The sequence below is a fragment of the Kineococcus rubinsiae genome (assembly GCF_011839805.1).
Lineage (GTDB): Bacteria > Actinomycetota > Actinomycetes > Actinomycetales > Kineococcaceae > Kineococcus > Kineococcus rubinsiae.
Map to the genome: position 1 here is coordinate 39,618 of NZ_VWPY01000004.1, position 11,820 is coordinate 51,437.

Annotated in this window: 10 protein-coding genes and 1 riboswitch; of the genes, 6 read left to right on the forward strand and 4 right to left on the reverse strand. The window is 77.5% G+C overall.

Translation table 11 applies throughout. The features are described 5' to 3' along the window. Positions 1-4: 4 nt before the first annotated feature. The 5 genes from F1544_RS26110 to F1544_RS04070 all read left to right on the forward strand — a co-directional run bounded on the left by F1544_RS26110 (position 5) and on the right by F1544_RS04070 (position 6,493). On the forward strand, positions 5-1,126 hold the full coding sequence (locus tag F1544_RS26110) for a sensor histidine kinase (protein WP_167582356.1): 1,122 nt from the start codon (positions 5-7) through the stop codon (positions 1,124-1,126). A 48-nt stretch (positions 1,127-1,174) separates the two neighbouring features. After that, a complete protein-coding gene (locus tag F1544_RS04055; protein WP_167582358.1) occupies positions 1,175-2,248 on the forward strand; it encodes a VIT1/CCC1 transporter family protein in 1,074 nt (357 codons plus the stop codon). Between the two features lie 190 nt (positions 2,249-2,438). After that, on the forward strand, positions 2,439-3,212 hold the full coding sequence (locus tag F1544_RS04060) for an ABC transporter ATP-binding protein (RefSeq protein ID WP_167582360.1): 774 nt from the start codon (positions 2,439-2,441) through the stop codon (positions 3,210-3,212). Positions 3,213-3,216: 4 nt separating this feature from the next. Then, positions 3,217-5,709: an ABC transporter permease gene (locus F1544_RS04065; RefSeq protein WP_167582362.1), complete on the forward strand. Its 2,493-nt coding sequence runs from the start codon at positions 3,217-3,219 to the stop codon at positions 5,707-5,709. 148 nt (positions 5,710-5,857) lie between these two features. Further along, positions 5,858-6,493 (forward strand): hypothetical protein, encoded by a 636-nt coding sequence (locus tag F1544_RS04070; protein ID WP_167582364.1) that lies wholly within the window; start codon positions 5,858-5,860, stop codon positions 6,491-6,493. Between the two features lie 48 nt (positions 6,494-6,541). On the opposite strand, the gene F1544_RS04075 is transcribed toward F1544_RS04070, so the two are convergent. The 3 genes from F1544_RS04075 to F1544_RS04085 form a co-directional block, all read right to left on the reverse strand. After that, positions 6,542-7,855, reverse strand: coding sequence for an LLM class flavin-dependent oxidoreductase (locus F1544_RS04075; protein WP_167582366.1), 1,314 nt, complete (start codon positions 7,853-7,855; stop codon positions 6,542-6,544). Positions 7,856-7,858: 3 nt separating this feature from the next. Then, on the reverse strand, positions 7,859-9,265 hold the full coding sequence (locus F1544_RS04080; protein ID WP_373368054.1) for an O-acetylhomoserine aminocarboxypropyltransferase/cysteine synthase family protein: 1,407 nt from the start codon (positions 9,263-9,265) through the stop codon (positions 7,859-7,861). A gap of 335 nt (positions 9,266-9,600) precedes the next feature. Beyond that, positions 9,601-9,688, reverse strand: a riboswitch (SAM riboswitch). Between the two features lie 64 nt (positions 9,689-9,752). Continuing rightward, on the reverse strand, positions 9,753-10,142 hold the full coding sequence (locus tag F1544_RS04085) for a DUF2256 and DUF3253 domain-containing protein (RefSeq protein ID WP_167582370.1): 390 nt from the start codon (positions 10,140-10,142) through the stop codon (positions 9,753-9,755). 137 nt (positions 10,143-10,279) lie between these two features. Between F1544_RS04085 and F1544_RS04090 the strand changes: the two genes are divergently transcribed. After that, positions 10,280-10,933, forward strand: a complete 654-nt coding sequence (locus F1544_RS04090) for a hypothetical protein (RefSeq protein ID WP_167582372.1) — start codon at positions 10,280-10,282, stop codon at positions 10,931-10,933. Here F1544_RS04090 and F1544_RS04095 read toward each other — a convergent pair. After that, complete coding sequence (locus F1544_RS04095) at positions 10,924-11,802, reverse strand: sucrase ferredoxin (protein ID WP_167582374.1); 879 nt, start codon at positions 11,800-11,802, stop codon at positions 10,924-10,926. The genes F1544_RS04090 and F1544_RS04095 overlap by 10 nt on opposite strands. Positions 11,803-11,820 lie beyond the last annotated feature (18 nt).

Sequence of the window (11,820 nt, forward strand, 5' to 3'; positions counted from 1 at the left end):
CCCCGTGCGCCGCGCCGAGCCGGTGCTCCTGCTGCTCGCCGCCCTGCTCCTGACGCTGGGCCCGCTCGCGGGAACCGGCTGGCCCGGCGCGCCACTGGACCGGCTGGCGGCCCTGGCCACGGCCGCGGGGGCCTGCACCGCCGTCGCGTGGCGGCGGCACCCCGCGGTGGTCGTCGTCGTGGGGCCGCTGCTCGTCCTGAGTCCGCTGGCCACGGGGTACTCGCCCCCCGACACCGTCCTGATCGTCCTGCTGGCGTTCGCGGCGCTCGCCGCGGAGCGCTTCGGCGGCCGGGCGGCGTGGCTGGCCGCGGCCGGCCTGGTGGGCTGCCTCGCCGCCGTCTACGCGGTCACCGGCGACACCAGCCCGGGCGTCCTCGTCCTCGTGCTGCCGGGGTTCGCCGCGGGGACGGTGCTGCGGTGGCGGCGGCGCACGGCCGAGCAGCTCGCCGAGCGCGCGCGGGAGCTGGAGCGCGAGCGGGACCTCTTCGCGACCGTCTCGGTCGACAACGAGCGGGCCCGGATCGCGACCGAGCTGCACGACATCGTCGGGCACGCGCTGAGCGTGGCCGTCGTGCAGGCCGCGGCCGGGCAGCGGCTGCTGGACTCCTCGCCGGACGACGCGCGCGAGGCCCTGGACGTCATCGCCGCGTCCGTGCGGCAGGGCCGGGTGGACCTGCGGCGGCTGGTCGAGCTGCTCGGCGGCGACTCCCCCGACGAGCGCGCGGGGCCGGGCCCCGACTTCCGGGAGCTGGAGGAGACCATCGCCCGCGCCGCCCGCAGCGGGCTGCGCGTCACCTGGCGGGTCGAGGGCGTCGCGGGCGTGGCCGCCGCCCCGGCCCACGTCGCCTTCCGCGTGGTGCAGGAGGGGCTCACCAACGCCCTGCGCCACGCCCCGGGCTCCACGGTCCGCGTGCTCCTCCAGCGTCCGGAGGGGGCCGGCGACCTCCTGGTGCGCGTCGAGAACGCCGCACCCCCGGCGGGCGCGGGCCCGGACCTGCCCGGCGGCGGCCGGGGTCTGCGCGGGCTGCGCGAGCGGGTGCTGGCCGCGGGCGGCAGCTTCACCGCGGGCCCCGACGCGGCGCACGGCTGGTCGGTCGAGGCGCGGCTGCCCGTCCGCGCCGGGTGAGCGCCGACGACGCGCCGGCACCGCCGCCGGCGCGGGACACTCGTGTGCGTGAGCACCGTGGGAGCACCGAGGCGCGACGCGCGCACCCTGCGCCGCTGGCGCCAGTACCTGGCCGACGAGCGGGCCGAGGCCGCGGTGTACCGGGACCTCGCGAGCCGCCGGCACGGCGAGGAGCGCGAGATCCTGCTCGCCCTGGCCGAGGCCGAGGGCCGCCACGCCGCGCACTGGGAGGACCTGCTCGGCATCGACGTCGGCCTGCCGCTGCGCGGTGACCTCCGCACCCGCGTGCTGGCCTTCCTGGCGCGCCACTTCGGTTCCGTGTTCGTCCTCGCCCTCGTCCAGCGCGCCGAGGCGCGCTCCCCCTACGCCGACGACGCCGACGCGACCGAGGCCATGGCGGCCGACGAGCGCATCCACGGCGAGGTGGTGCGCGGGCTCGCGACCCGGGGCCGGGCCCGGCTCTCGGGGACGTTCCGCGCGGCGGTGTTCGGGGCCAACGACGGGCTCGTGTCGAACCTCTCCCTCGTCCTGGGGATCTCCGCGGGCGGTGCCGGGCAGCGCACCGTGCTGCTGGCCGGCGTCGCGGGCCTGCTCGCGGGTGCCCTGTCGATGGGCGCCGGGGAGTACGTGTCCGTGCGCTCGCAGCGGGAGCTCCTCGAGGCCTCGACGCCGGACCCCGAGGCGGACTCGGCCGTCGGGAACCTCGACGTGGACGCCAACGAGCTCGCGCTGGTCTACCGCGCCCGCGGGATGGACGCGGCGCAGGCCGAGGCGCACGCCGCCGAGGTCCTCGGCGGGCTGCGGCCGGAACCCGCGGCGGACGTCGAGGACGAGCACGAGGCCGTCGGCACGGGTCTCGGGGCCGCGACGTCCAGCTTCCTGTTCTTCGCCTCCGGTGCGGTGATCCCCGTGCTGCCCTTCCTGTTCGGGCTCGCGGGAGGCACCGCGCTGGTCGTGGCGACCGTCCTCGTCGGCCTCGCGCTGCTCGGCACCGGAGCCGTCGTCGGCCTCCTCTCGGGCGGGCCGCCGCTGCGGCGGGCGGTGCGGCAGCTGGCGATCGGGTGCGCCGCGGCCGCGATCACCTACGGGCTCGGGACGCTGTTCGGCACGACGACCGGCTGAACCCGGGGCGGCGCCGGTCTCCCCCCGGGGGATGACGTGGCGCCCGCCGCGCTCCGCCTCCCGGAGGAGACCGGCCCGGCCGGAGATCACCGTGCGGCCCGACGTCGCGGGAACCGCTGCGTCCCTAGCGTCGAGGGGTAGGCAGAAACCCCTCCCGGGGACCCGGGACGCACCGCAGCAGGAGGCCTCCGTGCCCGAACCCCACCCGACCCGCACCGCTCCCCCGCCCCGCCGTCCCGCGGAGGCGGCCGTCTCGGCCGTCGCGCTGACGAAGACGTACGGCCGCGGCGACGCCGCCGTCACGGCGCTGGACGCGGTGGACGTGACGTTCGACCGGGCCGCGTTCACGGCCATCATGGGGCCGTCGGGATCCGGCAAGTCCACGCTGATGCACTGCCTCGCAGGCCTGGACACCGCCACCAGCGGCCAGGTGTTCCTGGGCGGCACGGCACTCACGGCGCTGCGCGACCGCGAGCTCACCGTCCTGCGCCGCGACCGCATCGGCTTCGTGTTCCAGTCGTTCAACCTCCTGCCCGTCCTGGACGCGCAGGAGAACGTGCTGCTGCCGCTGCAGCTGGCCGGGCGCCGTCCCGACGAGCAGTGGCTGCGCGACGTGGTCGCGCGCCTCGGTCTCGGCGACCGGCTGCACCACCGCCCCCACGAGCTGTCCGGCGGCCAGCAGCAGCGGGTCGCGGTCGCCCGCGCCCTGCTGCCTCGCCCGGACGTCGTGTTCGCCGACGAACCCACCGGGAACCTCGACTCCCGCTCCGGCGCAGAGGTCCTGGGCCTGCTGCGCGGCAGCGTCCGGGAGTTCGGGCAGACCGTCGTGATGGTGACCCACGACCCGGTCGCCGCCAGCTACGCCGACCGCGTCGTCCTGCTCGCCGACGGCCGCGTGGCCGGGGAGATCTCCGCCCCGACCACCGACGACGTCGTCGACGCCCTGCGCACCCTGGGGGTCTGAGCCGGTGCTGACCACCACCCTCGCCCAGGTCCGCGCGCACGCCGGCCGGGTGCTGGCGTCCTGCCTCGCGATCGTCATCGCGGTCGGGTTCGTCGTCGCGACGCTCTGCCTGAACGCCTCCTCCCGCGCCAGCGTCCTGGACGCCGTCGGCGCGCAGTACCGCGGTTCCGCGGTGGTCCTGTCGGAGACCGGCGATCGCGCGGAGGGCGCACCCGACCCGCTCGCGGCGGCCGCCACCGCCGTCGCCGCCCTGCCCGGGGTGCGGGCGACCGCGCTCGACCGGACCACCCCGGTGCAGCTGCGGCTGCCCGGGCGCAGCGGCAGCAGCTTCGCCGTGGCCACCGGGCTCGCCGACGACCCGGGCCTGCGCTGGCAGCGCGTGTCCGCCGGGCGGCTGCCCACCGGCCCGGACGAGATCGCCGTGTCCGAGCGCACCGGGGCCGGAGTCGGCACCGTCGTGACCCTGACGCCCGAGGACCTCGGGGAGGTCGACGCGGTCCCGCCCGCGCCCCGGGAGGTCCGCGTCGTCGGCGTCGTCGACCTCCGCGGCGACCCGCGGGCCGGGGTGACCGGCCAGGTCTTCGCCTCCGACGCCGACCTGACCACCTGGGGCGCCGCGACGGCGGACCTGCTGCGCGTGGCCGCCGCCCCGGGCGCGGACGTCGCCGCCCTGCGCGACGCGGTCACCGCCGCCGTCCCCGCGGCCGAGGTCCTCACGGGCGACGAGGCGGCCGCCCAGGCCGCGGCCGCCTTCACGGGCGACGCCGCCAACCTCACGAGCGTGCTGCTCGTCTTCGGGGCGGTGGCCGTCCTGGTCGCCGCCCTCGTCATCGCCAACACCTTCGCGGTGCTCGTGGCGCAGCGGACCCGGGAGCTGGCGCTGCTGCGCTGCGTCGGCGCCACCAGCGGGCAGGTCGCGCGCAGCGTCCTCGCCGAGGCCGCCGTGGTGGGGGTCCTCGCGTCCGCCGCCGGCGTGGGCGCGGGGGTCGGCCTCGCGGCGGCGGTCTCGGCGCTGGTCTCGCGCACGACCTCCCCGATCCCGCTGGGCGCGGTCGTCGTGCCGGCCTCCGCCGTCGCGGTGGGCCTCGTGCTGGGCACGGCCGTGACGGTGCTGGCCGCCCTCGCCCCGGCGCGCGGCGCGACGCGCGTCGCCCCCCTGGCCGCCCTGCGCCCCGTCCAGCCGCCGCCGGTGCGCTCGCGCGCCGGGGCGCTGCGCCTCGCCCTCGGCCTCGTCGTGCTCGTCCCGTCGGCGGTGGCGCTCGTCGTGCTCTCCCGCGCGGGCATGCTGACGGCGGCGGTGGGGGCCGGCGCCCTGAGCTTCCTCGGGGTGCTGCTGCTCGCGCGGCGCCTCGTCCCGGCCGCGGTGTCGGTCGCCGGGCTGCTCGTGCGCCCCCTCGGCGGGGTCCCGGCGCGCCTCGCGCAGGGCAACGCGCTGCGCAACCCGCGCCGCACGGCCGCGACCGCCACGGCGCTGCTGATCGGCGTGACCCTCACGTCGGCCATGGTGGTCGGCGCGGCGTCCACCCGGGCCACCGCGACGCAGGCCCTGGTCGCCGGCTACCCGACCGACGTGGTCGTCGAGGGCGCCGACGCGGTGCCCACCGACGTGCAGGGGCGCATCGCCGCGGTCCCCGGGGTGGCGGGCACCTCACCCGTGACGACCGGCGAGGTCAGCGGGCCGCGGGAGACGACCGCGGGCGCGCAGGGGGTGGAGGCGTCGGCCGCCGGCGTCGTCCGCTCGCAGCAGCGCTCGCCCCTGCCCCGCGACGGCGAGGCCGTGCTGTCCGTGTCGGCCGCCGACACCTTCGGGGTCGCCGACGGCGGCACCCTGCCCCTGACCGGCAGCGCCGGGACGCAGGAGCTGCGGGTGCGGGTCGCTCCGGACAGCGAGCAGTTCCTCGTGCTGACCGCGGCCGACCTGCGGCGACTGGACGGTGCGGCCGCGGTGACCGTGGTGTGGGTGCGCCTGGCCGACGCCGGCGACCGGGCGCAGGAGCGGGCGGTCGACGCGGTCACCGACGTCGTCACGGACAGCCTGCCCAGCAGCAGCGTCAGCGGCGTCGTCGCGGAGCGCAGCTCCTACGACCAGCTGCTGCGGACGTTCCTGCTCGTCGTGACCGGTCTGCTGGGCGTCGCGGTCGTCATCGCCCTGCTCGGCGTGGGCAACACGCTCGCGCTCTCGGTCGTCGAGCGCCGGCAGGAGTCGGGGCTGCTGCGGGCGCTGGGCCTGACCCGGGGGCAGCTGCGGGCGCAGCTGGCCTGGGAGGCGCTGCTCGTGGCGGGGGTCGCCGCGGTGCTGGGCGTCGTCCTCGGCAGCGGGTACGGCCTCGCGGGGACCGCGGCCGTCCTGTCGGCGGAGGCCCCGGTCGTCCTCGCGCTGCCCTGGGCGCAGCTCGCGGGCATCGTCGCGGTCGCCGCGGGCGCCGGGGTGCTCGCCTCGGTGCTCCCGGCGCGGCGGGCGGCGCGGACGTCGCCGGTCGCCGCCATCGCGGGGTGACGGCGGGGTGAGGGGCGCGCGCGGACCGTGGAGGGGACGGTCCGCGCGCGCCCCTCAGCCGGTCCGTCGCACCCCGCACCAGGACGTGGCGACGTGCCACTCTGGGTGACGACCCGCGCAGGGCGGGCGCCGACCCGGGGAGACCGCCGTGACCCGCACGCTCCGCGCCACCGCCCTCGCGGCCCTCGCCGTCGTCCTGACCGCCGCGCCCGCCCAGACCGGAACCGCGGGCCGCGGCGCCGGAGACGCCGTCACCGTGCGGGAGAGCCGGGTGGAGCTGACGCCCCCGCTGGCGACCCGCCCGATGGACGAGCAGTGCGCCGTCGGCGGGTTCAACCACCCGTTCTGCGGGCGCGTGGTCCTCGACGTGACGCTCGCCGGGTTCGACGCCTACGGGGGCGTCCCGGTCTGCACCGACCCGGACGACTGCTCCGCCGAGGCGCCGCTGGCGACCTCCACCGGGGGCCGCGCGCGGGTGGACGTGCTGGTCCGCTGCGCGGGTGAGTGGTTCCCCCGCGTGCGGTCGCTGCCCGTCGTCGTCGAGGCCGGTCCCGGTCCCTCCGACGTCTCCCCCGCGAGCCGGGTCGACAGCGACGCGGCGCGGCTCGTGTTCTCGTTCCTCCTGCCCAGCCCCTCGGAGATCGGCGCCTGCGGCCCCGGCGCCACGCTGCTGGGCGCCGAGGTGGTGCGCTCGCTGAGCCTGGAGTTCACGGGCGCCGCCGCCGGGGTCCCGTCCTGGACCACGCGTCTGCCGGGCGTGCACCGGGTTCCGCTGGGCCGCTGACCCGCGCGGTGGTGACGAGTCGACGGTCCTCCGGCGTCGACCGGCTCCTCAGAAGTCGAACAGGTTGCCCCGCAGGCCCCCACCGCCGAACTCGCGGCGCAGCACGCCGCGCCGGCGCAGGACCGGGACCAGCTCGTCGAGCACCCGGTGCACGGTCACGGGGTGCAGGTCGCCCGAGAACAGGAACCCGTCGTTGTCGGCGTCCTCGCCGAGCTCCTCGACGAAGTCGGCGAACTCCTCCGCCGTCCCGACGAAGCCCGCCCGCTCGCTGACGCGGCCCTTGCGGGCCTTGCGGGTGAGCACCTCCCGCAGCGGGGTCGAGGCGCCGTCGTCGCCGAGCAGCCCGCGGATCGTGCCGCGCGAGACGTGGTCGCCGAACACCGCGGGGTCGACCGGGGCGTCGAGCGGCAGGACGGTGAGGTCGGTCTCGAGGTCGCTGGAGAACCCCTCCGCGACCTGGCGCAGCACCGCCTCGGACGGGTGGCGCGAGGTGTGGACGACGCGGTCGGCCTCCTCGGCGCTCGGCACGATCTCGGGCTTGACGACGAACAGGACGCGCAGGTCGCCCGCCTTGCGGCCGGCCGGGGCGGCCGCGTCGAGCACCTTCTCGCGGTAGTCCCGGACGCTGCCCGCGTCCAGCGGCGCGAGGGCCAGCTGCACGTCGGAGCGGGTTCCCGCGAAGGCCAGCCCGCGCGGGGATCCCCCGGGGGACACCACGACCGGGTCGCCGTCCTCGAACGGCAGGGCGTTCAGGGGGCCGGCGACCGTGAAGTGCTCGCCGGCGTGGCGGAACGGGCGGATGCGGTCGCCGTCGGCGAAGCGGCCCGAGACGGGGTCGGCGATCAGCGCCTCCTCGTCCCAGCTGTGCCAGAGCCGGCGCACGACGTCGATCCACTCCTCGGCGCGGTCGTACGCCGCGCCGTGGGGCAGGGGTTCGAGCCCGACGTGCCGGGCGCTGCCGACGTCCGTCACGAGGTTGATGCCGAACCGGCTGCCGGAGAGGTGCTGCAGCGTCGCGGCCTGGCGGGCCGCGAGGTAGGGCGGGGTGACGCCCGCGTTGACGGTCGGGACCAGGCCGAGGTTCGTCGTGGCCTCGAACAGGTAGGGCGCCAGCAGGAGCGGGTCGTGCTTGGGGCCGCCGTAGGCGGAGCGCACCCGCAGGCCCAGCGTGTCGTCGTCGCCGAGCGACAGCGCGTCCTCCATCACCACGAGGTCCAGGCCCGCCTGGTCGAGCTCCCGCGCCGCCTGCTGGTACAGCTGCGGCCGCGTCCACCGGTAGTCCCAGTCCTGGGCGGGGTGGCCCCAGCCCTGCGGCCCGAACCCCCGCGAGAAGAACCACCCGAAGTGCTGCAACCGGCCCACGCCTCAGCCCTCCAGCGCGGGGGCGAGCACGAGCGCGGCGAGGTCGTCGGCCCCCTCGTGGAGGTCGCGGTCGTGGGCTCCCTCGTCCGCGGCCAGCACCGTGCGCGCCGCGGCCAGCCCGCGCCGCAGGTCCTCGAGGAGGTCCTCGGGTTCCTCCAGCCCGATCGAGAGCCGGACGAGCCCGGGCCAGATGCCGCCGGCGAGGCGCTCGGCCTCGGTCCGGTGCGCGTGCGTCGTGGACGCGGGGTGCAGGACGAGGGAGCGCACGTCGCCGATGTGCGTCATCCGGCTGAACAGCTCGACGGCGTCCACGAAGCGCTGCGCCGCAGCCTCTCCGCCGGCGAGGGTGATGCCGAACACGGAACCGGCGCCGCGGGGCAGGTAGCGCCGGGCCAGGTCGTGCGACGGGCTGGAGGTCAGCCCCGCGTGGTCGACCGCGACGACCTCGGGCTGCTGCTCCAGCCACTGCGCCAGCAGCAGCGCGGTCGCGCTGTGGCGCGCGACCCGCAGCGACAGCGTCTCGATCCCCTGCTGCAGCAGGAAGGCGTTCAGCGGCGACATGGTCGGCCCGAGCCGCGCGGCGATCACGGCGCGCGTGTACTCGACGTAGGCGCGCGGGCCGTACCGCTCGGTCCAGCTGCGGCCCGCAAGCGCGCGCGAGGGTGCGGTGAGGTGGGAGGAGCGGCCGGGCACGGCCGCGTGGTCGAACCCCTCACCCGTCACGAGCACCCCGCCCAGCGAGGCCCCGTGCCCCGCGAGGAACTTGCTGGCCGAGTGCACGACGACGTCCGCGCCGTGCTCCAGCGGGCGCAGCAGGTACGGCGTCGCGAGGGTGTTGTCGACGACCAGCGGAGCCCCGTGCGCGTGCGCCACACCGGCCACGCCCGCGACGTCGAGGACGTCGTTCTTGGGGTTCGGGATCGACTCCCCGAACAGCGCGCGCGTGGTGGGCCGCAGCTTCGCGCGCCACTCGTCGAGGTCGCGCGGGTCCTCGACGAAGTCGACCTCGATGCCGAAGCGGGCGAAGTTCTCGCGGAACAGCCCGCGGGTGCCCTCGTAGAGGCTGGCGGAGGACAGCAGGTGGTCACCGGACTGCAGCAGCCCCAGCAGGGCCACGGTGATGGCGGCCTGGCCGCTGCCGACGAGGATCGCGTCGACCCCGCCCTCCAGGCGCGCGAGGCGCCGCTCCACGGCCGCGTTCGTGGGGTTGGCGTTGCGGGAGTAGGTGTAGCCGTCGTCGTCCCCGGCGAAGCGGGCCCGCGCGTCGGCGAAGCTCTCGAACACGAAACCGGCGGTCAGGTAGATGGGCGCCACCCGGGCGCCGAAGCCGGCGTCCGGCAGGTCCCCGCCGTGCACCTGCTGGGTGGCGAACCCCGCGCCGGCGGCCAGGCCGGGAGGGGTGGACGGCAGGCCTGAGGACGGGGCTGCGGACGGTGCCGGAGACGGAGCGGGGGACGGCAGACGGGACACGGGGAGGACCTCTCGGGACGCGGTCGCGCGCAGAGCAGGGCAGGGCAGCGCGACGGGAGCAGGGGGTCGCCCGGCGGGCGGCAGCGCGGCCGGGCGGGACGCCGGCGCCGGGCAGGCGGCGACGTCGGTGGGTCGGTGGAGCGGGCGCGTCAGCCCCGACAGGTCCCACCGGCCGTGCGGCGCAGGTCGAGGTGCAACCGCCGGGAGAGGTGCGTCACCACGGGGGCGACGAGGGGTGCGGGGCGCTGGGCGACGACGAGCTGGACCACGGAACTCCTCCATCGGCTTGGCGGTAGCACCAACCCCGGGGGGCGGTTGCTGCGGCGTCGTCGAGCCAAGTCTCTCGGCCGCTCTGGATGGTGAGCCCAGTGGACGCCACCGCCGGGTGCGGTGTCAAGCGCTTCACCCGGGTGGGGGCGGGTGCGGCTCAGCGCACCCGGCGCACGCGGATCGGCCCCTTGGCCGTCGACGGGTCGACGACCCGGCCGCCCTGGGTGATCTCCGCCTCGCCCGCGGCGACCATGCGGCGGGCCGCGGCCCGCGCGGGTTCCATGAGGTCGCGCCACTCGTCGCCGCCCACGGCGCGGGCCACCTCGCTGGGGCACACGGTGGCCGAGGCCGCGCGCGCGGCGAGCAGCTCGCGCAGCGCCGCGTCGAGGGAGGCGTCCACGCCGGCCCCCGCGCCCTTGGAGCGGCGGCGGCAGGCGTCGGAGCAGTAGCGGACCTCGTCCCAGCTGCGCTCCCACTTCTTGCGCCAGGTGATCGTGCGGCCGCAGACGGCGCAGTCCTTGGTGGGCAGCGTCTTCGCAGGACTCACGCCACGCCCTCCCCCTGTGGGCCGCCCGGTCGCCGCCGTCAGCAGCTGAACACCGGCCCGGGGCGCTCGCAACCGGACGGGGGTGACTTCTGCGGAACCCCCCGCCCGGTCGTCACTCAAATGGCACCATCGGTAACATGCTGCAACGACGCGTCCTGGCGGTGCTGGGCCTGCTCACCGTCCTGCCCGCGACCCTGGCGACCGCGGCCGCCGCGACGCCGGCCGCCACCACGAGCCCCGGCACCGGACTGCGGGTGACGTCGGCGAGCGTGCAGACGTTCCCCCCGGCCCAGACCCGGCCCATGACCGACGAGTGCTTCGCCGGGCGCAGCGCGGCGAACTGCGGGTTCGGGATCATCGAGGTCACCCTGGCGGGCTTCGACGCCTACGGCGGGATCCCCGACTGCGCCACCGAGTACACCACCGCCTGCGAGCTGCCCGTCGCCGAGGTCGTGGAGACCGTCGGCACCCGCGTCGAGGTCCTCGTGCGCTGCGGCGGCGAGTGGCTGCCCCGCGTGCGCAGCCTCAAGGTCAGCAGCGACCCGGGGTCGCAGCAGTGGGCGGCGACGGTCGGCCCGTGGAACCGCCGGGACAGCGACACCGCGACGGTGAAGGCGGAGTTCGCGCTGCCGCCGCCCAGCAGCTTCGGCGCCTGCGCCCCCGGGAAGCCCGTCACCTTCCTCGGCGCCGTCGCCCGCAGGGTCACCGTGGGCTGGAGCAGCGAGACCGCGACCGTCCCCGACGGCCGCGCGACCCTCTCGGGCGTGTACCGCTTCGCCGCTCAGCGCTGAGCGGGCCCCGGCTCCACGGCGGTCGCGGGGGCGGCCGCGACGTCCAGGGACACCAGCTCCCAGGTCCGCGCGTGGTTCGGCACGGCGGCCGAGCAGGTCAGCCGCTGCGCCGGGGCCCGCCCCTCGCGCACGACCGCGACCAGCGCGCCGGCGCCGGAGCGGAACTCCACGCGCCAGGTGCCGGCCTGCCCTGCGACGGCCTCCGTCCGCGCCGGGCGCAGCGCGTCGACGGCGTCCAGTCCCCGCGCACGCCGGACCAGGACGTCGGCCGCCTGGACGAGCACCGGGTCGCAGCTGCGCCCCCGCAGCTTCTCGACGAGCACGCGGTCCTCGCGCAGCGCGGTGACGACCGCGCCCGCGTCGGAGGGGTCGACCCGGCCGTGCAGGATCCCGCTGGGCAGCGCGAGCACCGACGCCGCGAACCGGTCGCCGCCCAGGTGCGAGCACTCCCACACCTCGTCGGGGGCGAGCTCGGCGAGCGCCGCGGCCACCGGACGCCCGCGCATCGCGCAGCACCAGTCCTTGCGCCCGTGCGTGCAGACCAGCAGGAGCGGGTCCGCGTGCCGGCTCCAGCCGTCGTCCGCGACGACCGCCGCGGCGAGGTCGGCCACGGCGACCCGGCGCGTCAGGACACCGGCCCCGCCGCGCCGGCAGTCCACGAGGAAGACCCGCCGGTCCTGCGCGGGGTCGCGGCGGGCCGCGTCCGGGCGCCGGATGAGCAGCAGCTTGACGCCGCGGGCGGCGGCGGCGGCGCGCAGCTGCCCCGTGAGCTCGTCGCCGAGCCGGGAGGCGGGCACACCGCCCTCGCCCCAGGGGCCGGGCTCCTCCACGAGGAGGTGGCCCCGCACCGCCGTGGCCGTGCCCAGCACGGGTTCGGCGTCCTCCTG